The 23,121-nt window shown below is 36.8% G+C and carries 20 protein-coding genes; 15 read left to right on the forward strand and 5 right to left on the reverse strand.

The window, feature by feature from the left end; translation table 11 throughout:
• Positions 1-129: 129 nt before the first annotated feature.
• From ESP02_RS08050 to ESP02_RS08105, 11 genes are all read left to right on the forward strand, one after another.
• On the forward strand, positions 130-1,287 hold the full coding sequence (locus tag ESP02_RS08050; protein WP_002372793.1) for a DNA cytosine methyltransferase: 1,158 nt from the start codon (positions 130-132) through the stop codon (positions 1,285-1,287).
• Positions 1,280-2,731 (forward strand): ATP-binding protein, encoded by a 1,452-nt coding sequence (locus ESP02_RS08055; protein ID WP_038399056.1) that lies wholly within the window; start codon positions 1,280-1,282, stop codon positions 2,729-2,731. The genes ESP02_RS08050 and ESP02_RS08055 overlap by 8 nt, the downstream gene beginning before the upstream one ends.
• On the forward strand, positions 2,724-5,357 hold the full coding sequence (locus ESP02_RS08060; protein ID WP_002372789.1) for a Z1 domain-containing protein: 2,634 nt from the start codon (positions 2,724-2,726) through the stop codon (positions 5,355-5,357). The genes ESP02_RS08055 and ESP02_RS08060 overlap by 8 nt, the downstream gene beginning before the upstream one ends.
• Complete coding sequence (locus tag ESP02_RS08065; RefSeq protein ID WP_002372788.1) at positions 5,354-6,262, forward strand: PD-(D/E)XK motif protein; 909 nt, start codon at positions 5,354-5,356, stop codon at positions 6,260-6,262. Before ESP02_RS08060 ends, ESP02_RS08065 begins: the two co-directional genes overlap by 4 nt.
• Entirely contained in the window at positions 6,253-8,325 is a 2,073-nt protein-coding gene (locus tag ESP02_RS08070; RefSeq protein ID WP_002372786.1) for an AIPR family protein, read from the forward strand. The genes ESP02_RS08065 and ESP02_RS08070 overlap by 10 nt, the downstream gene beginning before the upstream one ends.
• 498 nt (positions 8,326-8,823) lie before the next feature.
• Complete coding sequence (locus ESP02_RS08075; RefSeq protein ID WP_002372784.1) at positions 8,824-9,186, forward strand: thioredoxin family protein; 363 nt, start codon at positions 8,824-8,826, stop codon at positions 9,184-9,186.
• A 650-nt stretch (positions 9,187-9,836) separates the two neighbouring features.
• Entirely contained in the window at positions 9,837-10,286 is a 450-nt protein-coding gene (locus ESP02_RS08085; protein WP_002372778.1) for a PTS sugar transporter subunit IIA, read from the forward strand.
• 56 nt (positions 10,287-10,342) lie between these two features.
• Positions 10,343-11,761 (forward strand): PTS fructose transporter subunit IIC, encoded by a 1,419-nt coding sequence (locus ESP02_RS08090; protein ID WP_002372776.1) that lies wholly within the window; start codon positions 10,343-10,345, stop codon positions 11,759-11,761.
• Complete coding sequence (locus tag ESP02_RS08095) at positions 11,761-12,621, forward strand: ketose-bisphosphate aldolase (RefSeq protein ID WP_002328999.1); 861 nt, start codon at positions 11,761-11,763, stop codon at positions 12,619-12,621. The genes ESP02_RS08090 and ESP02_RS08095 overlap by 1 nt, the downstream gene beginning before the upstream one ends.
• A gap of 173 nt (positions 12,622-12,794) precedes the next feature.
• Entirely contained in the window at positions 12,795-13,568 is a 774-nt protein-coding gene (locus tag ESP02_RS08100) for a DeoR/GlpR family DNA-binding transcription regulator (protein ID WP_002372773.1), read from the forward strand.
• A gap of 156 nt (positions 13,569-13,724) precedes the next feature.
• The gene (locus tag ESP02_RS08105) at positions 13,725-14,090 is read left to right on the forward strand and encodes a DUF2512 family protein (RefSeq protein ID WP_002289228.1); all 366 of its coding nucleotides are present in this window, start codon (positions 13,725-13,727) and stop codon (positions 14,088-14,090) included.
• 76 nt (positions 14,091-14,166) lie between these two features.
• Here the strand turns inward: ESP02_RS08105 and ESP02_RS08110 are convergent, their stop codons facing one another.
• A complete protein-coding gene (locus tag ESP02_RS08110; protein WP_002372771.1) occupies positions 14,167-15,375 on the reverse strand; it encodes an MFS transporter in 1,209 nt (402 codons plus the stop codon).
• Between the two features lie 18 nt (positions 15,376-15,393).
• A complete protein-coding gene (locus ESP02_RS08115) occupies positions 15,394-15,672 on the reverse strand; it encodes a hypothetical protein (RefSeq protein ID WP_002289230.1) in 279 nt (92 codons plus the stop codon).
• A gap of 192 nt (positions 15,673-15,864) precedes the next feature.
• Here ESP02_RS08115 and ESP02_RS08120 point away from each other — a divergent pair, with 192 nt between their 5' ends.
• Positions 15,865-16,521: a Crp/Fnr family transcriptional regulator gene (locus ESP02_RS08120; protein WP_002289231.1), complete on the forward strand. Its 657-nt coding sequence runs from the start codon at positions 15,865-15,867 to the stop codon at positions 16,519-16,521.
• 381 nt (positions 16,522-16,902) lie between these two features.
• On the opposite strand, the gene ESP02_RS08125 is transcribed toward ESP02_RS08120, so the two are convergent.
• Genes ESP02_RS08125 through ESP02_RS08135 form a run of 3 tightly spaced genes read right to left on the reverse strand, consistent with a single transcriptional unit; the run spans position 16,903 to position 20,153 of the window.
• Positions 16,903-17,700, reverse strand: coding sequence for a TPM domain-containing protein (locus ESP02_RS08125; protein WP_002372767.1), 798 nt, complete (start codon positions 17,698-17,700; stop codon positions 16,903-16,905).
• Complete coding sequence (locus tag ESP02_RS08130; protein WP_002372765.1) at positions 17,697-18,881, reverse strand: hypothetical protein; 1,185 nt, start codon at positions 18,879-18,881, stop codon at positions 17,697-17,699. The genes ESP02_RS08125 and ESP02_RS08130 overlap by 4 nt, the downstream gene beginning before the upstream one ends.
• A 24-nt stretch (positions 18,882-18,905) precedes the next feature.
• Positions 18,906-20,153, reverse strand: coding sequence for an SPFH domain-containing protein (locus ESP02_RS08135; RefSeq protein WP_002315432.1), 1,248 nt, complete (start codon positions 20,151-20,153; stop codon positions 18,906-18,908).
• A gap of 214 nt (positions 20,154-20,367) precedes the next feature.
• Here ESP02_RS08135 and dnaX point away from each other — a divergent pair, with 214 nt between their 5' ends.
• The 3 genes from dnaX to recR are packed head-to-tail and all read left to right on the forward strand — an operon-like array spanning position 20,368 to position 23,069.
• Positions 20,368-22,113, forward strand: coding sequence for a DNA polymerase III subunit gamma/tau (gene dnaX, locus ESP02_RS08140; protein WP_002372763.1), 1,746 nt, complete (start codon positions 20,368-20,370; stop codon positions 22,111-22,113).
• A 20-nt stretch (positions 22,114-22,133) separates the two neighbouring features.
• Entirely contained in the window at positions 22,134-22,448 is a 315-nt protein-coding gene (locus ESP02_RS08145; RefSeq protein WP_002292337.1) for a YbaB/EbfC family nucleoid-associated protein, read from the forward strand.
• Between the two features lie 24 nt (positions 22,449-22,472).
• Positions 22,473-23,069, forward strand: a complete 597-nt coding sequence (gene recR, locus ESP02_RS08150; protein WP_002292338.1) for a recombination mediator RecR — start codon at positions 22,473-22,475, stop codon at positions 23,067-23,069.
• Positions 23,070-23,121: the final 52 nt, after the last annotated feature.

Genomic DNA, 23,121 nt, shown 5'->3' on the forward strand with positions numbered 1-23,121 from the left:
TAATTATCACTTATCTATTTGTGATAAGTAGGTAAAATAATTTAGTTTAAATTTATATAAATATATAAGTGCAACAAGAAAATGCTTTTTTAATTGATTATTGATAGTAAAAGAAGGAATGAACAAATTATGTTAAAAGTAGTAGAAGCTTTTTCTGGTATTGGTGCGCAAAAGCAAGCTTTAGAAAAAATAGGTATTGAACATGAAATTATAAATACAATTGAGTGGGATATTAATGCAATTTATGCGTACGACATTATGCACCACGACGATAATACCCCTTCAAATTTAAGTAAAAACGAGATATTGGAGCAGTTGTCTAATGTAACTCTTAGTCCGGATGGGAAAAAGCCGTTCTCAGATCATGGTCTTCGTAGAATTAAAGAGGAGAAATTGCAAAAGCTATATGCAGCAATCAATAGAAATAGAAATCTTTGTGATATAACTCAGGTATCTGGAGATATGATTCCTGATGATACAGATTTATTAACCTATAGCTTTCCTTGTCAAGATCTTTCTGTAGGTTCAGTTTGGTACAATAAGAACAATGATGGAATAAAAAAAGGTGCTAAAACAAGATCAGGTTTACTTTGGGAAATAGAACGCATACTAAAAGAACGTAAAAATGCTAATACTCCATTGCCTAAATTTTTGTTAATGGAAAATGTTAATGCAATTACTTCGCCTAAACATAATCCAAACTTTGTTCAATGGCAAGAGGAATTGAGAGTTATGGGATATACCAATAAAGTTTACAAGGGTTTAAATGCCTTGAATTTTGGTATTCCTCAATCACGTTCAAGGACATTTATGTTGTCAATTAGAAACAGTGAGATAGAGCCGGAAGAAATTTCAAATTTAGATTACAGTATTCAATCAAAATTAGCCGACTTTTTGAGATTTGATTATATGGAAGAAGCAATTGCTGCAACACCTAATTATACTCCAAGTAGAGTGAAAATTTTTGATCGGAACAGACTACTTGCAAAAAATGGCATAGTTCAAGCTGATTTTACTAATACAATATCTACTAAACAAGATCGAAATCCAAATGCCGGCGTAATACTACAGGATGATCGCATGAGATACTTAACACCTCGTGAAACATTTCTATTGATGGGATTTCCGGAATATAAATTTGAGAAACTCTTAAAATCTAATAAAGATAACAAATATTTTACAAATAGCCATTTATATAGGATGTCTGGTAATTCGATTGCCGTTGATGTTTTAACAAAGATATTTGAAGAAATTGACAGATTGAAAGGGATTTACTTCGATGAGTAGCTTTTATGAATTAGTTCCAGATGCTTCCAACCTGATAGAGAGTCAACGCTCTGTCGGATACACATTTGAGACCGCCGTCGCAGATATAATTGACAATTCAGTTTCTGCAGCTGCTACGAGAATTGATATCAATTTTGATAGTCAAAAAAAGTATGTGTCGATACTCGATGATGGAAAAGGAATGTCAGAAAGTGAGTTACTAAAGGCGATGAAATATGGATCAAAATCCATATTTGATATACGTGATCAAGAAGATCTTGGTAGATTTGGACTTGGCTTGAAAATGGCATCGTTTAGTCAGTGTAGAAAATTGACGGTTGTATCAATAAAAGAATCTGAATTTGCAGGAGCAATATGGGATTTAGATGTTATTAAAGAGAAAAATGCCTGGATAGTACAAGTTTTGGATGATGAGGAAATAAAAAGTACTATCAATTTTAGTGAACTAGCACTACTAAATTCCGGGACAATTGTTATCTGGGAAAAATTTGATAAACTGGAACAATCGGCTAATTTTTGCTCGAATTTTGAAGAGGTATTGGAAAAAACTGAAAATCACTTGTCCTTAGTGTTTCATCGCTTTCTGCAAGAAGATCAATTACGTATTTTCTTTAATCAGAGATCCATTGATTTTGTTGATCCCTTTTTTGTTAATAATAAAGCCACGCAACCGAAATCGTCAGATGTGATTTTCGAGACTACTCGCAACGCGAGAGTTGATGTCAAACCATATATAGTCCCTTATCAAAAACGTTTAACACAGAAAGAAAGGCACATATTGAAAAAATATGAGCATAATAAACTTGGTCCGGGTTTATATATTTATAGGAATCGACGGTTAATTGCATGGGGAAAGTGGTTTAGGCTTGTTCGTACAAACGAATTGGCAAACTTAGCTAAAATTCAGATAGATATCCCAAATACGATTGATGATCTTTGGGAAATTGATGTAAAAAAATCACAACTAAATATCCCGACTAGCCTCAGAACGCAACTTAGGAATATAATCATGAAGAGTATTGGTGAATCAGAGAGAGTTTATAGGTATCGGGGTACAAAAAGAAACAAAGATGATTTGCAATATGTGTTTGATCGGGTTGAGAAAGATAATAAAGTTGCTTATTACTTAAATATGGATAATCCTCTGATAAAGCAACTTCAAGATAATTTATCAGATGTTGATATCGCCATATTTACAACATTATTAAAGCAAATTGAAGAGCATTTACCATTGGATAGTATTCAGTATGACTTGGCTTCAAACAAAGAAATTAAAAAAAATGAAGATACAGATGATGAAGTTTACGAAGAGATAATGTTGCTACTTAAAAATCAAACAACCGAAAAGAGTAAAAAGGTGTTGTTGAATAGCCTAAAATATTCAGAAGTTTATTCAAAAAAAACAGCCTTATTGGTTAGAATAGAGCGTGAGTTAAATGGTTGATTATGAACTAATAGAGAAGCACTTTAATACTGCTAAAACCGCCATTGAGAGTGAAAAAAAACAAACTCCAGAAGACATTGAAACTCATCTAAATTTATTCAAAACAACAATTTTTGGAATGGATGATGATACTTTTAAAGAGTTAATTAACAGAATTTTAGCTATTGTACCTGTCAGTCTTGAACCAGCAATGACATTATCTGAACCAAGTCCTAAATGGTTTACAGAGTCGCGTGCTGATCGAGGGAGCAAAAGATTCGATGCTTATGAGCTGTACCTTCAAAATGTTTTAGGGTATTCATCCAATGTGGTGACAACGATCGGAAACTCAATGGATACTATTATGAACAATCTTGGTGATCCTACTTTTGAGGGTGAGTTTGTAAAAAAAGGTCTGGTGATTGGCGATGTTCAATCTGGTAAAACAGGAAATTTTATTGCCTTGATGAACAAAGCTGCTGATGCTGGGTATAATATGATTGTTATTACTACTGGGACGATAGAAAAATTGAGAAGACAAACTCAGGTTCGTATAGAAGAGGGCTTTTTGGGATACTTCACTGCAACTCGTAATCGAGAATCGAAGACCAAAACTGTTAAGGACTTTGGAAATACCGAACAAACTTTAGCATTAACTAATGCGGATAGGGATTTTAACTTAAAAACAGCAAATCCTTTCGGGTTTGGCGTAGCTCCTATTGTAGCAGTGATCAAGAAGAATAAGAAATCAATTGAAGACTTGGCTGAGTGGTTACAGAATAATAACCAACAAGACATTAGTCGTTTAGGGAAAATTGACCGAAGTATTCTTTTCATTGACGATGAGGCGGACAACGCTACTGTTAATACTAAGAAAATGGGAGACCCAACGACTATTAATCGAGGTATTAGAGCAATATTAAATCTCTTTCGACGTGCTAGCTATGTTGGTTTCACTGCGACCCCTTTTGCTAATATAATGATAGATCATAAAATTAAGGACGATCTTTTTCCAAGCTCCTTTATTCAAGTGTTAGAAACTCCATCTAACTACATGGGAGCAAGTACGATTTTTCCCGAAGAAGATGAGGGCGGTATTTACCATGATGTTTTAGTTTCAAATGATGATGCTGAGGACTATATTCCAATTGTAATTCCAAAAGAAGAGAAGACGACATTCGTTGTTCCAGCCTTGCCCCCAAGTATGGAGGAAGCCATCCGTATTTTCTTTTTGCAAAATGCAATTAGGGATTTGCGAGGAGATCGTAAAAAGCACCGTTCTATGCTAATCAACGTCAGTTACTTGAATAGGATTCAAGAACAAATAAAAAATTTAGTTGATGCTTACGTGGGCGACTTAAAACGTCAAATCAGGCATTATATTTTAGATAAGAATAAAGCAATGCATCTTGATATGAAAGCGGTTTTTGAAGAGAAATTTCATAACATACCAGAGACCTGGAATGATGTGTATCCAATTCTATACAAATCAACAGATACTATCGAAGCTCACGTGATTAATAATGCGAATAAGGGATTTCAGTATGAGGATTATCCCAATGGTGCCAGAGTAATTGCTGTTGGTGGATTTGCGCTTTCTCGCGGATTGACTCTCGAAGGATTATCAACAAGTTATCTATATAGAAATACGTTAATGTATGACACGTTGATGCAGATGGGACGTTGGTTTGGATATCGACCAAGATACGACGACATCATCTACCTTTATATGCCTGAAAGATCCGTAGATTGGTACTATCAAATATTGCAAGCAATGAATGATTTAAAAAAACAGATAAAAGAGATGATAAACGAAAGGAAAACACCAGAAGATTTTGGCTATTATATTCGGGAGGCCGAGAATAAGGACGAAGCAACGATATTAATCACTGCTAGGAATAAAATGCGAAATGCAAAGAATTACGATGTCACAATTCGTATTTCCGGTGATTATAAAGAGACCACAAAATTATCACTTAATGTAGTGAATAGAAATAATAGTTTCATGAAACAATGGTTTGAAAAGAATAGATCTTTATTTGATAGTGAGCTTTTAATTAAGGATGCGCCAAAAGAAGTAGTTGAAAAACTTCTTCTAGAATATTCTTATGGATCTTACAATAAACTGAATCTTTCAGTAGCTCAAGAAGCACTGAAAAATTTTGATAAATTTGATATAAAAATTGGTGCAAAGTCAGGTGCGAGTGCCAACTGGGATTCAATTATGGAAAAAAGCAGGACTCGTGGGTTCCGTTATGTAAAAGAATTTGATTTAATTGCCTTTGGAAATTCACGCATTGGTAGTGTTAGAGATGGACAATATGGGCTCACACAGCAACAAAAAGAAAAGGCGAAGGATTTTAAGAATGAAAAGGACTACTTTTCTAACTTTTATTCTAATGAACGAAATCCATTAATAGTGATCTTTCCTGTGAGGCTGCCAGAACCAAAGAGTGTAGATAAAATATCTCACGATTTTTGGGAGAATCATAAGAATGATATTTTTTGGGCATTATCACTGGGGGTTCCTAACTCAAAGCTAGATCCGATAAATTATAAAACTAAGATGAATACTGTGTTGCAACAGCAATTACTCACTCAACGGGAGATAGAGGCTGATGATGAGTTTGAGGAGGATATTGAATGAAAACTGATAGCTTTTTCCTTGTTCCTCAGATTAAAGCAACGCGCGTTTATATGGGAATCGATAACCGTGGTATGGAATCGGTTGCGATTGATTTCACATGTGCGCCAGATTTTGAATTAAACACAAACAAAATTTCCAGTCGTATCGTTTCAATTAATGACACTCAGCGTTTATTCATATCATTGGTCGATGATGATTCAACTACAAAGGAAATATTTGAGATATTTTCTAAAGACATCATCACAAGTATTGAAGTTGCAACCACTGAAATGGAAGTCTTATCAATCATTGCAAATAGATTTAAATATTGGACCGAATTATTTAAAAGACCAAAAGGAACATACGATGAAAAATGGATTCAGGGTTTTTGTGGAGAATTATGGTTTCTTGATAATGTTCTAATTGATAAAGTAGGTAGCGATGAAGCTATAAGTTCCTGGACCGGACCTGAAAAGGCAAATCAAGACTTCATTACTTCTAAGAAAATTTTTGAAATAAAGACAAAACTTCAGCAAGTCAACTCTATTAGAATTTCAAATGAAAATCAACTTTCAAGAAATATGTATCTAGCTGTCATCGAGTTCTCTAAATCTAGTGAGATAGCCTCAGATTCTTTTAATCTATATAAATTGATATCATCGATTTCTGCTAAAATTAAAAATCCAAAAATTCATGGGGAATTTAATAGAAAACTTTTAGAACTGGATCTTTTCCCAATTGCTAATGCAAAAATGTATGATAAATATTCTTATGAGTTTGTTTCTCTTGATTATTATAGAATTAATAGGAAGTTTCCCTTTATTGATCATAAAGATGTACCGAGCGCCATAATACAATATAGCTATGAATTATCTCTTAATAATATAGCAGAATTGAAATCAAGTGAGGAAGAAATATGGAATTAAAAGATTTTCATCAATCTTTTATACAACAAGTGAATGAAGACCGGCAATTGACTGGTTCTACTTTCGAAGAGGCTTTTTTTGAAACCTATGCTGATTATTTAGTAGAAAATGATGAAATTATAGGCGAACCAAATTTTCTTCATTTTGAAATGCCGCTATCTCGCAATCAGAAAGCATGTATTTCCGGCTTTGCATACAATGAATTAGATGGAATTTTATATTTAATACTTGTGGATGACATTAATTTCACTGACGAAATTCCAACTTTATTAATTGCTGATGCTGAGAGACTTTATAAGAGAGCTAGAAACTTTTTTTCACATTCCGAAGAAATTGCAAGGTATGGTGAAGAGTCAAATGAAGCTGTAAATCTTGCTAGGGCAATTTATGTAAGAAAAGAAAGTGATAAAAATCAGTTTTACGAATTGACATCAATTAAGGTCTTTATTTTCACTGATAAACCCTTGACGCGTACTTTGAAAAGGATAGAAGACGAACAAATTCAAGATGTGAAAATTTCAACTCAACTAGTTGGGATAGAACGTATCTTGAGTTTGTCAGAAAGTAGAAAAGGCAAAGTCGATTTAGAAATCGACTTGAATAGCTTTCAATTAATACCTGCAATAAAGGCTAATGAGTCTGATGATTATGAGTCATATCTGTGCAATATAAATGGGTACACTTTAGCAAAACTATATAACGAATATGGTAGTAGATTAATAGAGAGTAATGTTCGTTCTTTTTTGCAGACACGCGGTAACGTCAACAAGGGAATTAGACTGACTATATTAAAGGAGCCGGAGAAATTCTTTGCTTATAATAATGGATTAACTTGTACGGCTAAAAGTATAGTTTTTAAGAATAACATCATCTCGGAAATTGTTGGTTTGCAAATTGTAAACGGAGGTCAGACAACAGCTAGTCTTGCGAATGTACTTGTTAATGAGAAAGGTGGCGCTGAAAAGCTTCAAGAAGTCTCAGTTCCGATGAAATTGAATGTTATAAAAAATGTGCAGATTGAAGATGAATTGGTTCCAGCTATTTCCCGCTATGCTAATTCACAGAATAAAGTGTCAGATGTTGATTTAGCAAGTAATCATCCATTCCACAAAAAAATTGAAGAACTTTCTAGAAAAATTTCTACGCCTGCGGCAGATGGCTTTTCTCATGGAACCTATTGGTATTATGAAAGAGCAGCAGGACAATATGCACAAGAAACATATAAAATGCCCAAGGGACAAAGAAATAATTTCTTGAAAAGAAATCCGAAGAATCAAATGTTTAAAAAATCTGATTTTGCCAAATACTTTAACATATATCAGAAACGACCTGATGTTGCTTCTAAAGGAGGCCAAGCTGCTTTCAAAGTCTTTTCAGCATGGATAATTCAAATATGGGATAAGGATCCTAATCTTGTAAATCAAGAGTTTTATAAAGAAATGGTTTCGAACATTATCATGTTTAAAGAATTGGACAAAGTAACTAAAAATGGTGCAGGTTCCAATGGATATAAGGCAAATATTAACGCTTATACACTGTCATATCTTTACTGGTTCATTGAGGAAAAGATGAATATGAAATTCAACTATTCAAAAATATGGCAACAACAATCAGTGCAACAACCAGTTTTAGAATTTATGGGTGATATTTCATATGAGGTTCGTGATGTTTTGACAAGAGTAGATGGAAATGTAACTGAATACGCCAAAAGAATAGGCGCATGGGATGATGTTAAATCAATGGTAAAGATAGATAAAGACTATGATTTATCGAGCATCATTACTTCGAAAGCTGATGTTGCACAAATAAAAAAAATAGCTAGAAATAACGAAAAATTTGAAAATGATTATCTTGGTACCGCATCAATATATAAAAGAATTGAAGAGAATCCTAACTATTATTCAGACCTATTACTTTTTATTGATGAACATCGTAAAGAGTTTTTGCCAAAAGAACGGAATATAGTTGCTTTATTGGTAGCAAATAAATTTTTATCAGACAAGCAAAGTAAGATTGCTCTTCAGGCAATTGAAAAAGCAGAACTTGAAGGTTTTGGATTATAATTTCTTTTCAATAGTAACTGTAATTTCGAACTTTGCTTTGAATGGATCACTCAGAAAAATTCACGGTAATAACTGTTAGTCGAATTATTTATTTTTTAGTTGACATAACATTACATTGATCCTCAAATACTACTTTCCTTTTTTAAGAAGTGAGTACTATGTTATCAAAATATTGATACGTTGGCGAGTTTATTTTTTGACCATACTTTTGACCTTCTCGAACAAATTTTACTAACAATTACTAGGTTTTTAACTTGTTTCAAAATGCTGATTTAAAGCGGTTCGTGCCCAGCTATACCAGTTATTTGTGCTGCTTGTATTGGAGGTTTCGTAGCTTTAGGCACTGGGACGATGAGTTCTGTAGTGGCTTGTTTTAAACTTTGATTGGATTGATAAGATGTGAAAAAGTCGATTAAAATTAGCAGAATAATTATATCGTTTCTATGTCTCTTTGTAGTAGCATTCTCGTTGATTTTTTTTCAAACGGGTAGATTTAGTATGAATAATATTCTACCTGAGATAAAGACAGAAGTGTTAAAATCAAAGCTTGAAGGTTCTGATACTTTCTTATTATATGTAGGTAGACCGACTTGTATTCAATGCCAAGAAATCGAACCTACCCTTCGGAAAATATTAAAAAGTGTAGAAATAAAAGCCAGCTACTATAGAACTGATATAGCTCGAAACGAAGATGAAAAGAGCTTAGAGGAAGTAGCTAAAAAGCTTGATTTAACTGTAGTACCCTCATTATTAATCATTTCTAAAGGTGTTTTAGTTGATAGATTAGATGGTGTTTACACTGAAAAAGCTATTTCTGAATTTTTAGAAAATAATAAAACTATTTTTGAGGAGGATGCATAGTTGTTTATCCCTATATATAGCATGATACTTCTAGGCTTATTTTTAGTATTTTGTCTTTACGCTCTGAAAATACTTCAAAAAAATAATGATGATACGCGACGTCAAATAACACAATTAAGAAAAGATATTGAGTTGATCTTGGAAAAAATTAGGGAAAATAATTAAAATGGTGGATTTACGTTACTTAGAGAATTATTCTAAGCGAGTGTTTTTGTTAGCGGTTTCGTTTGTCTCTGGATGCTTTGTCAGTCCTAGCGAATTAAAATTAAGTAATTTCAATTTTCGTACATTGACAAATGAGTGCGAGAACAAATTTATTTTTAGCTTATCTACGGATAGTCAAACTATTGATAGGTTATCCAAAGCGTATGGCCAAAAGTATCTAAACTTGGATTTTCTTGAAAATCAAGGGAAAAAAAATCCATTTACCTAAAATTAGAAGCTAAGCTTTCCTTTCAAGGAAGGCTTTTTGTTTTGTTATAGAATTGCGATTGTTTATGAGCTGAATCGTTCATTTTGATGACTGAAACACTAGGATGATGGGTCTTTTTCCTCTGTTCAATCATAATATTGAACGGTACAGCTAGCGATGCTATACTGACCTCAGTTCCAAGAAAACGTTAACATTTTTTGTGGGGGAGAGGTTTTTTATGAGGTTTGATCAATTGATCGCAGAAGAACTGATTGTTTTCGATCCATCGATAGATTCAAAAGGATCATTATTTGAGCGAATAGGGGATGTGTTGGAAAAAACAAATAAGGTAAGAAATGTTCAAAAAGTCGTTAAGGCACTATTCAAACGAGAGGAGGAGATCTCCACAGGGATAGAAGATGGATTTGGGATTCCCCATGCAAAAAGCAAGTATGTGACAAAACCAGCGCTGTGTTTTTTTCATACAGCCAAATTAACGGACTATAGCGGGATAGACGGAATGCCAATTGAATATATTTTTGCCATCGTAGTTCCTGAAAAATCAGCAGATATGCATCTAGAGATTCTCAGCACACTCTCCAGACGATTGATGAATGCAGATTTTAGAAAGGGAATAAAAGAAGCCACTACGCCAGCAGATATCATCAGACAGATTAGTCAAGAATGAAAATAGTAGAGTCTTTGTCCGAGTAGCGATAGTAAAGAAAAAGGAGGAAAACAATCATGAAAATCGTTGGTGTAACTGCTTGTCCAACTGGAATTGCTCATACTTATATGTCGGCAGAAAAATTAGAAGTAACAGCAAGAAATCTAAACCATCAAGCAAAATTCGAAACACAAGGTGTAAAAACAGAAAATCAGTTATCTGAACAAGAAATCAATGAGGCAGATGCAATCATTCTTGCAGTAGATAAAGAAATCGAATTGGACCGATTTGCCGGGAAAAAAGTAAAGCGTGTCTCTACAAGCCGAGCAATCAAAGAACCGCAAGTAGTGATAGACGAAGCATTGAGGAATATTGGCGTATTCGTTGTGTCTAATGAAAAAGAACAAGTTGCAAATGAGAAAAAGCCGACAATCTATAATCATTTCATGAATGGTGTGAATTACATGCTTCCATTTGTGATCGCAGGCGGAATCATCATCGCACTGAGTTTTGCCTTTGGGATTACAGCGGCTGATCCCAACTCAGCAGACTATAATGTGTTAGCAGCTGCATTTTCAAGGATTGGAGGAGATACAGCGTTTGCCATGATGGTTCCTGCGTTAGGCGCGGGGATTGCTACATCGATTGCTGGAAAAGCTGGTTTTGCCCCAGGAATTGTTGCCGGATTACTGGCATCTACAGGTGGTTCAGGTTTTCTTGGCGGAATGATTGGCGGCGTGATAGCAGGGTATATCTGTGATTTTCTGGCAAATAAAATCAGCGTAAAAAAAGAATTTTCTGCTATTTATCAGCTGATTGTCGTTCCCCTTTTATCGATCTTAATAATTGGGCTGTTAATGGTATTTGTGATTGAACAACCAATCACATGGGTGTTGGATGCTTTGACAAATTGGCTGAATAGCTTGGGAAATACATCCGGGCTATTGTTCGGATTACTTATCGGTATCATGATGGCAGCTGATATGGGTGGGCCGATCAATAAATCGATTTCGACTTTCTCAATCGGTTTGATGTCAGCTGGGGTAAATGCACCGATTGCTGCCTGTATGGCTGCAGGAATGACGCCTCCCCTAGGTATTGCTTTAGCCACTTTATTATTCAAACATAAATTTACTAAAGAAGAGCGGACTTCAGGTCAATCATGCTGGATTTTAGGCGCTTCGTATATTACAGAAGGTGCTATACCGTTTGCGGTATCTGACCCGATCCGCGTGATACCTAGTTTGATGACAGGTTCAGCAGTTGCTGCAGGGATTTCCATGGCAGCAGGAGTAACTTCAATGGCACCTCATGGAGGAATTTGGGTGATGCTAATTCCAAATGTCATGAACAATTTACCTATGTATGTCTTGGCAATTGCAGCAGGTACAGTCACTACAGCCTTTATGCTTGGACTATTGAAAAAAACAGTGAAAGAAAAAAAACAAGACAAGTGGACGAAAAATGAAAATCTAACAAATGAGGTGGAAGCGTAATGTTATATACAATGAAAGAGTTATTGAAAGTGGCTAAAGAGAATCAATTTGCAGTACCAGCCTTCAATATTTGCAGCTATGATATGATGAAAGCAATCATCGAAGAAGCAGAGAGATTAGAAGCACCAGTAATCTTAGAAATTCATCCTGATGAAATCGCCTATTTGAGTGATGAATTTGTTGCGGCAGTAAGAGCCTATGCTTATACAAGTAAACTGCCGATTGTTATCCACTTGGATCATGGCGGTACGATAGAAGATGTCTTACGGGCGATTCGAAACGGCTATTCTTCCGTGATGATCGATGCGTCTTTGAAATCATTCGACGACAATGTACAGATTACGAAAAAAGTGGTTGCGTTAGCTCATGCGGTAAATGTCTCAGTGGAAGCTGAGCTTGGAACGATTGGGAATAATGGTTCTGCTGAAGGGGGTGCTGAAACAATCATTTATACAGATCCTGATCAAGCGAAGATTTTTGTGAAAGAAACAGGAATCGATACACTTGCTGTAGCAATTGGAACAGCGCATGGCTTGTATCCGAAAAACAGAACTCCAAAATTAAATATCGACTTACTAAAAGAATTGAACCAACAAATCGATCTTCCATTTGTTTTGCATGGCGGTTCAGGTAATCCGGACGCAGAAGTCAGCGAAGCTGTAAAATATGGAGTTGCCAAAGTGAATTTGAGCTCAGATCTTAAAAGTGTCTTTTTCAATGCTTTGAGAGAAATATTGAGTGAACATCCATCGATGTACGAGCCGAATGCAATTTATCCAGCAGCTAATAAAAAGGTACAAGAAGTAGTCAAACATAAAATGGAAATTTTGAACACAGTAGGCAAGGCTAGTTTATACTAAAAATAAAAATGTGTAATCAAAAGGGTGTGACAATAGTCTTGTCATACCCTCTTTTGGATACATGATGTTCAGAAGTAGTTTTTTCGAAAAGTTTCTTCTTACTTCTTGAATCCAACCACTTCTGTCACAACCTCTTTTTTCCTGTTATTATATAAAGTAAATGGGGTGATTTTATGTTGAATGAAGTGGAGAATAGACAGCAGGAGATTGTGAATTATCTAAAAAACAATCAATTTGCAAGAGTCATCGATTTGATCGAGTTAGTAAATTATAGCGAAGCCACGATTAAACGTGACCTTGTTTTTCTGGAAAAAAGTGGATTGATCCGTAGAGTTCGCGGTGGCGCCATGCTTGTTGACAATCGAAAAATTGACGTGCCTTACCTGATGAAGATTACCAAATTAGAAGAAGAAACAGAAAAACGTAAGATTGCAGATACAGCTTCTTCTTTGATTCGAGATGATATGGTCTTGTTCTTGGATTCCAGTACAACCTCTTTACATTTAGTCAGAAACTTAGCAAGATTTGATGGTTTGCAGATTATTACGAATGGCATAGTCACAGCTGCTATGTTGAGTGAATACACAACGGCAAAAGTATCTGTACTAGGTGGGGCAATTGTTCCGAAACGAGCAACAATCAACGGTTCAAAAGCCTATAATGATGCATTGTCATATTATGCGGATTTAGCGGTAATCAGTTGTCGCGGGCTAGATTTCAGCCAAGGAGTAACAGAAACTCATGAAGGAGAGGCAATGGTCAAAAAAGCTTTTAGAAAACAAGCAGATCGGCTTGCCGTTTTAGTTACACAGCAAAAAATTGCGCATAAATTCATGCATCAAGCCATTGCTTTTCATGAAATCGATTATCTGGTGACAAGTAACGAACTGGCAAAAGAACAGTATGAGAAAGTAAAGGAACACCATATCGAATGTCTGTATGGATGAATTATTGCGTGAATATTCTAAGGTGTTTTCCCATTTTTTCATTTTCTTAGATAGGACCTTATCTTTGCTCGCTTCTCTTAGCCGATGGTATAATAATGAAAAGGTTATCTTGTTAGATAACCTTACTTTTTTATCCAGGAGAAAGGAGTGCAGAAAATGAAACATGTGAAGGCGTTGGTAGTGAAGGCAATCATGATCTGGGCAATTCTGTGGGTCGTGCTGACCGGTTTATACGGTGTTAGCTTTATGGATTCAACGATTGTTGGGGTAATTATCGTAGTGATGATCTATGTGCTAGGGGATCTATTGATCTTACGTAAAGTAGGGAACATCGCAGCGACGATCGCAGATGCTGGTTCAGCTGCAGTCATCTTGTGGCTCTATCTATACTTTATGAATGATACAGTCGATATTTGGATGAAAGTCTTGATTCCTGCTCTATTGATCGGTGTGGCAGAATGGTTCTTCCACAAGTGGTTATTAAGTCAAGGAATCGTACCAGATGAACGAAAAATGGAATAAAGCATCAGTTGTTTTTATCAAAAAACCGCTCAGATCATTTTCAGATCTGAACGGTTTTTTTATCTATTCATCAAGATCAAATTTCATTTTTCAATGATTCAATCAATTCGCCCTCTGCTTCATGACTATGTTTTCGGCCCTTAGCAAGATAGAGCGCTGTACATATCAATGGAATGACTCCGGCAATCACATACAATCCTCTAAATGAAGTAAGAGATTTTAGCATCCCCATCAAATAAGGACCAACGCCTAAGCCTAGGTCTAAACCAATAAAGTAGGTAGACAAAGCAATACTGATCCGGTGTTCTTTTACGATCTTCAAACAGACAGCTTGTCCATTTGACATGAACGTACCATAACCTAAGCCGACTAATGCTCCAGAAATAAGCAATGTCACACTATTTGTCGTTACACTCAGTAAAAATAATCCTGCTGTTAAGAATAAATAGCTAGGATACATCACGTATTGTTCTCCTTTGACATCGAAAATCCTTCCAGTCAATGGACGTGTAAATGTGATGACCAAAGCATATACGACGAAGAAAAATGACCCAGCAGCAACTAAGTGGATTACTTTTGTATAAGAAGATAAAAATGATAAAACACTTGAATAAGAAAGACCCATCAAAAAGGCGATACCTGTAATGAAAAGTGCTTTCTTTTCAATAAAACTATTGATATTCCATGAACGAAGAGATGTTTTTTGTTCTTCAGATAATGGAATATTTTTTACAGGAAAGACAAGGCAGGCAATCGTAACAAAGAAGACCAGTACAATTGAAAACCAAATAATGAAACGAAAGTCAGTCATGTTCAACAAAATCATTCCTAAAAATGGTCCAACAGCAGCAGCTAAACTAGTACTTAATCCGTAATAATTGATGCCTTCCCCTTTTTTAGATGCAGGGATATATGCAGTAACGATAGCATTTGTAGCTGTAGAAACTGTACCGTAACCAAATCCATTTAAGAATCGAACTAAATACAATGCCCCGATAGTTGGTGTATAAAGATAAGCTAATGTTGAAAGAAGATAGAAAATCGCGCCGCCTCTTAAGGTAAACTTCCGACCAAATAGTTCTAACTGTTTCCCCATGAATAAGCGTGCCAGCAATGTTCCGATGATATAGATCCCAGAAGCAAAACCTGCTTGGCTCAAGCTAGCGTGTAATGTGTCTTGCGCAATGACTGCCATGATGACCATCAACAGATAATAAATCAGGTAGACGATAAAATTGATCAATGTGATTCCAATAAAATATTTATTAAATAATTTCTTTTCCATGTATATTATACATTCCCCTTAAGCTGAATATGCTTTTAATTTTTGTATTTGAACTTCTACATCGTGATAATTGGATGGATAGCGATCAACAAGTTGGCGAATAAATAAATCCCGTGTAGACATAAACAGGTTTAAAAATTCTTCGCATTCGTTTGTTGGATTCTCATCCACTGCTTTGATCAATTCGATCGAGTTTTGATACGCATCATTTAAAAAGACTAAAGAAGCTTTCATGTCAAATCTTGTTTGATATGCTGTTTCTAATCGATTAATGATTGTGTTCATCCAGTAATTCATGTTTTTTCCCTCTATTCTTAAAAAATTTTACTTCTGCAGTATAACGAATAAAAAAAAGGAAAAAAATCGCATAAGTGATAGAAAAAGGTACTTAACAAATGTTAATATCATTAGTAAAATACCTTTGGACTTTAAAAAGTTTTAAAGTACTGTATGATCTTTTTAGATGAAAGTTTGGATGGGGGAGCATCATTGGATAGTAGAGTCTTAAAGGAATATTTGGATAAAAATGATTTTCCGATAATACGCAAAGGATATCATAAATATTTGACATTCGAAGGGATGGAAGATTCCCATACGTATATCTTGAAAGAGGGAACGGTAAAAGCAAGTGTTATTTCAAATGATGGGAGAGAATTTAACCTTCGCTATATCAAAGATCTTGAAATCGTCTCTCTTTTAAAAGACGAATATTCACAATTCATCGATTCGCCGTATAATATTCGAGTTGAATCAGAATATGCAGAGTTTTATCGAATCAATCGTGTGCGATTTTGGCAAAATATCAACCAAGATCCAAAGCTACAACACTATGTAAAAGAGTATTACCGCTATCGCTTGCTTTATTCGATGAAAAAAATGCAACAAATGCTGTTAAATGGAAAACTGGGAGCTGTTTGTACGCAACTTTACGAATTATATGATTTATTCGGTGTGCGAACAGAAGAGGGGATGCTGATCGATTTTTCGATCACAAATGAAGAAATCGCCAAATTTTGTGGTATTTCAACTGCTAGCAGTGTGAACAGAATTTTAAAGCAGTTGAAAAAAGATGGTATTATCACAGTGAAAGATCATCATATCGTTATTTTAAATATGGACTTGTTAGAAGACAATATTATCTTTTGATGAACAAAGAGGTTGTGACAGAAGTGGTCAGCTTCAAGAAATAAGAAGGAATTTCCGAAAATAGTTCCTCACATTTTTGTCAAATTTCGGCTTATTTTCGAAGAAGCTACTTCTGGAACACCGTGAATAAGAGGTTGTGAAATCAGCGTTTTGAGCTAATACCGAAGGTCAGCTGATTGAACACCGTTTACCAAGAGGTTGTAAAAAAGCTGTTCTGCATCAAGTAATAAGAAGAGCCAAGTAAAAACAGCTCCTAATGTTTTTAACTTGGCTGGACTTATTACCGCGGATGCAAGCTTTTGAACACCGTTTTTTCGCAACAAAAGGGCTGTGACACGATTTTTGTCACAGCCCTTTTTGCGAACATTCATTTAGCTATTTTTAGAAACTTCTTCCGCCACCGCCAAAAGTCCCGCCACCGCTAGAGTGGGTAGTACTTCCGCCACCGCCGCTTCCAGGAGGTGGGCTTTTGGGGATTCTTCTTGTCGTGACAAAAGAATTTGTCAGACGATCGGTTTTTTCAGTTAATTTGATACTGGATTTTTCTCGGAACGGATATTTGTAGATGCCTGATTTCAATTGATAACGCGAAACAGTCACAAAATAAAAGACAAGACTAAGGATAAGAGCCAAAACAACAGCAATGATGATTTCCACTGTCGTCAAAACTTTATAGCGTGTGATTTTGCCTGTTTCTTCATCTACACGATAATGACCTCCTGGAACTCCGTCTTCCACATATGTGGCTGATTTAGACAAGTACGCTTTTGCAGCATCGTAGTAGGCAGCATTCGTCATCTGATCATAAACATCATCTAAGATCGAATCGATTCTACTGTCAGTCAAATAATCGATCATATTACCAGAAGTCGAAATGTAGATTTCACGCTGTCCCATATCCAATAGCAAAACTGAGCCATTTTGATCATTTCCGACTGCCTTTCTTAAGTAATTATCGGCAAAGTCTCTTGGTTCTTCTGAATTAGAAGTAGTTGTGACGATCAAGACTCGTCCCTTGATTTTTTCATTCAGTTTTTCTGCCTGTTGTTCCAAAGATTGAATTTGTTCTGTAGTGAACAACCCAGCCTCGTCATTTACCGTCGCTGTATCCGCATGAGTAGCCACCGGCCAACTAACACTTACTAGCAAAAGAAAGAACAAAAAGAATTTTTTCATCATATCAAGTAACCTCCGATCAGAAAGAGGATCGCTAGTCCAGCGAAAATCCCAAGAGCAGTCAGTCCTAATTTTTTCTGGCTAATCGGCAGGACACCGCTGACTTTTCCTGTTTGTCCATTCATTGCATAGTAGTAGACTTTTTTACTTGAGTCATTGCTTCGATAAGTAACGAGCCATACCGGCAACAATACGTAATTATTTACTTCATTTGTGATTGAAGCAGAGGTTCGGACACCTGTCAATGTTGTATACCCATTGGCAGTATCTTTTAACAGCTTCTCTGAATAGTCTTTTAATTCAGATTGAATTTGCGATTTGATTGCCTCGTATTCGATATCTCTTTTTTCTGCTTGGAACCCGGCTAAATACTGGCTTTTAAAATCAATTGCTTTATCTAACGGGAAAGGTTGCACGCCTTCGACCATCTTTTGTTGCGTATTTTTTGATAAGGCATTTTTTACTAGTTCTTTAAAAGAAAGCTTGCCTGCTCTTGAAACAGCAAATTGCTTCGTTTCTGTGTATTCGATGTCACCTATTCGCCAAATGCGGATAACTGTGCCGTTTGCCTGCATTGCCCCATCTACTTCAGCATCTGTAGCCCAATAAGGGAAATATACACCCGTCAGCTTATCGATTTGGTCTTTATTGAAAAAAGCTTTTGGAACAAACCATTTTTTCTTGGTCCAAGCGAGAAATCTATTGATTGCTTCTTCTTTCTCGACAGCAAAAGGAAGTACTTTGTTTGGCAAGAATTCTCCGCTTAAACGTCCCGATAGTACGACGGGATTATGGCAGTAGTAACAATAAGTCGCAGCAGTGGTCGCATCGGTCACAATCTCTGCACCACAGTTGGGACAAAGGAAAAGATCCATCGATACAGTATTACCTGCAGCTTCGTCCGCTGTATCTGAAAAACCGCCTGCCTCGTCAAACGCTTTGCGCTCGGCTTCACTCATGTCGGTAAGCTGTTCTTGAGCTGTAAAAGTAAAATCTTCTGTAGGCGAAGGTTCTTCTTTGTTCTCTTCGCCAGCCATACGCGCTTCTTTTTGCTTCTGCTCATATTGGCTGACTTCTTCTTCGGTATAGATATTCAGGCAGTATTCGCAATGAAATTTTTGGTCTTTAGGATCAAAAGTCAACGGACCGCCGCAATTAGGACATTTATGTGTAAGAACATCCATCAGCTGCACACCTTTCTCAATAAATTAATCAACGGGGATTCCTTTAAACGGTTTGCCGCAGTTTGGACAGAATTTAGGGATACCGTTGGAAAGATCCACAATTTCGTTACATTCGCTGCAACGCATCTGTAGCTTAGGCTGAGCGTTTTCTACTGGTTTGGCAGCGCCACAGTTGGAACAGAATTTTCCGGAATTTTCTGTCCCACAGACTGGACACGTCCAAGTATCTGCATTCCCTTGTGCGGCTTGTTGATTTTGTTTTTCAGCTTGTTGCTTGATTTGTTCTTGGTTGTTTTGAGCCGCTTGGGAAAGGTAAGAGCCATTTGCATTCATTCCCATACCTACGCCCATAAAGCCAGTCATTGCTCCTGCTTCATTTTTTCCGGCTGCTTCCATTCCACGGGCAATGGAACCTTGTACGTATCCTTCACGCACGCTAGGATCACCTAGCATCGCCCCTTCGTTACGCATATTGATTAGTTTCACAGAATCATCTGTGTAAGAAATGCTGGCCACAGCGACAGAGACGATCTCCATCCCTCGCAACTCGCGCCAAGAATCATCCAGTGCAGTATCCATGTATTTGCTTAACTCCAGACTCTTAGATGGTACATAAGAAATCCGTTGTCCATCCGCAGACATCTGATTGATTGCTGATTGCAATGCTGTTAGGAATTCAGCTAAGTATTGCTCGTTGATATCATTGATTTCTACTTGTGTTTTGTTTTTAGGAATTGCGTTTGTATAAAATAAAATCGGGTCAACGACATGAATAGAATAAGTACCATGTGCCCGTAAGAATAATTCTGCGTTATAGAAATTATCAAAGTAGTTCAATGGCGCACTCGTACCGAATTTGATTCCTTTTATTTCTTGGAGGTTGATATAAAAAACTTGTTGTTTCTGCGGTGTAACGCCACCAAATTTAAATCGGTCAAATGTTTCAGCAATTGCTTCTTTCAGTGTTCCGTTGAACATGGAAGGAGCTGCGTCATTTTTAATGGTGTAATAACCTTCCTCAGCGGTATAATCGATGATTTTTCCACCATCGACCAAAAGCATCATCATGTTTGGATAGACATGGACGACTGTTCCGTCTGTCAAAACATCTTCTGTTCCTTTACGATTTGAGCCACGTTTGTCATCCTTGCGAACTTTGACACCTTTCGTCATAACCGTTGTATCACTCATATTGTCTGGTTCGATGACTTCTAGCCATTGATCTGCCAGACCGCCGCCGACCATACTTGTTGCTGCTTTGATAAGACCCATAAAAAATTCCTCCTCTGATTCAGCTAATGCCAAACAATTATTGTTTATTTATTATACCATAGGAAGAAGTGAAACTTCTCGGACTAGAGACGGAATTGAAATGGAAACTTGCGTATTGATTAAATACCTGAAAAAGCCGAGAAGGATAGTAGTTTTTTTGCCCAATATCACGTATAATAAGAGATAGTGAATTTTTTAAAAAAGGGGGATCCTTATGGCATATCAAGCACTTTATCGAGTCTGGCGTTCGCAGCGTTTCGAAGACATCGTTGGACAAAAAGCTGTGACACAGACACTAAAAAATGCTATTGTTTCCCACAAAACCTCACATGCCTATTTGTTTACAGGACCCAGAGGAACCGGAAAGACAAGTGCAGCAAAGATTTTCGCAAAAGCAATCAACTGTCCGAACAGTAAAGACGGTGAACCATGCAACGAATGCGAGATGTGTCGATCAATCACTGCTGGTACGCAAGAAGATGTGATCGAAATCGATGCTGCCAGCAATAACGGAGTCGAAGAAATCCGATTTATCCGTGATCGGGCAAACTATGCGCCTACAAAGGCAGCGTACAAAGTGTACATTATTGATGAGGTACATATGCTTTCAACAGGAGCTTTCAATGCCTTGTTGAAAACATTGGAAGAGCCAAAAGAAAGTGTCATCTTCATCTTAGCAACGACCGAACCTCACAAAATACCAGCGACGATCATTTCACGAACCCAACGATTTGATTTTAAACGGATCAATACGGCAGATATTGTCGAACATCTTGAATTTATCTTAAAAGAATCGACTATCAGCTATGAACCAGCTGCATTGAATGTGATTGCCCGTTCCGCAGAAGGTGGGATGAGGGATGCATTGAGTATTCTTGATCAGGCAATCTCATTTAGTGAAGGAACGATTACTTTAGATGATGCCATGCAAGTAACAGGCAGCTTGACAGACGAAATGATGGACAGCTACTTGAGTGCTTGCGTGAAAAAAGAAGTACCAGAAGCATTGGAAGCATTGAATCAAATTCTCGCAGCCGGCAAAGAATCACGTCGTTTTCTAGAGGATATGTTACAATACTGCCGTAATCTGCTGATGTATCAGCAAGCACCCAATCTAGTCGAGGAACAATCAAGTACGATCAGAAGTACATTTACGGAATTGGCACAAACTGTTTCAGCGGATCAGCTATTTTCAATGATAAAGATTTTGAGCGATACACAAAATGAAATCCGATTTACTAATAGTGCCGCTATTTATTTGGAAGTCGCTACAGTCAAACTCGCACAGCTACCGTCTGCTTCTGTTCCTTCAGCAAAAATGGCATCAGCAGATGATCAGATAGTAAAACAGCTGCAACAAGAGATCAAGGAACTGAGAAACGAAATCAAAGAACTTCGCAGTAACACAGGAACTGCAACTACAAAAGTACAGCCAGTACAGCAAACGAATCATAAAAAACAAACAAATACGTATCGTGTACCGACGGAACGAGTATATAAAGTTCTGCGGGAAGCGACAAGACAGCATCTGAACCAAGTAAAAGAAGTATGGGAAGATTTGCTGATGAGCCTCTCTGTCACTCAACGGGCAATGCTTAAAGCAAGTGAACCAGTTGCAGCTGGCCCTACAGGATTAGTGATTGCCTTTGATTATGAGATTGTTTGTCAAAGAGCAGCAAACGACGAAGAACTGCAGCTTTCGGTACACAATAATTTAAGCCGAATGATCAAAGACTATGCGCCTGATCCGGTTTATATCACAAGAGAAAGTTGGCCGGAACTTCGAAAAAATTATTTGACGCAAGCACAAGAAGAGGGAACAGAAAATTCTTTTGCTTCTGAAGAATCAGAAGGAGAAATCGAATTACTCCCTCAAGAACAGGAAGTACCAGAAGAAACACTTGTAGTAAAAGCAGAGGAACTTTTTGGTTCCGAGGCTGTTACAGTAGTAGATGACTAAGAAAAAAGGAGTAGATAATTATGATGCGTGGAATGGGCAATATGCAAGGCATGATGAAACAAGTACAAAAAATGCAAAAAGAAATGGCGGAAGCACAAGAGCTGCTAAATAAAACAGAATTTACAGGTAAAGCCACTAATGAATTGGTCAAAGCCGTATTTACAGGTGATCGCCGTATGAAGGATATCCAAATCAATGAAGAAGTCGTTGATCCTGATGATATTGAGATGCTTCAAGATCTTGTCGTAATGGCAGTCAATGACGCAATCGCACAAATTGATGTGGAAACTGAGAAAAAATTAGGGAAATACGCAAAAGGTTTACCAGGATTTTAGTTTTAAACTGAAGGAGTAATGAATATGCAATATCCAGAACCAATTGCGAAACTGATCGACAGCTATATGAAACTTCCAGGAATCGGTCAGAAAACAGCGACAAGACTCGCGTTTTATACAATCGATATGAAAGATGAAGTAGTGAATGAATTTGCTAAATCTTTGTTAAGTGTAAAACGAGATTTACACTTTTGCAGTATCTGCGGAAACATCACAGAAGAAGATCCTTGCGAAATATGTAGAAACCCTTCACGTGATCGCAGCATTATCCTAGTGGTCGAAGAGCCGAAAGATGTAATGGCGATGGAAAAAATGCGGGAATATCACGGACTTTATCATGTACTCCATGGTGTGTTATCACCGATGGAAGGGACAGGTCCAGAAGATATCAATATTTCTTCGCTGCTGCAGCGGCTGCATGATGCAGATGTAAAAGAAGTGATCATCGCAACAAATGCGACAACAGAAGGAGAAGCAACAGCAATGTATCTCTCACGTCTAATTAAACCAGCCGGTATCAAAGTAACACGTTTAGCACATGGGTTGTCTGTAGGTTCTGATATCGAGTATGCAGATGAAGTCACGTTATTGAAAGCTGTCGAAGGAAGACGCGAGTTATAAATTTCTAATTAAATGTTTTTTCAGATACAATATAGAAGCAGCATAAGAGATG

Origin of the sequence: Enterococcus sp. NBRC 3427 (assembly GCF_007996925.1) — a bacterium.
Taxonomy (GTDB): Bacteria; Bacillota; Bacilli; order Lactobacillales; family Enterococcaceae; genus Enterococcus_B; species Enterococcus_B lactis.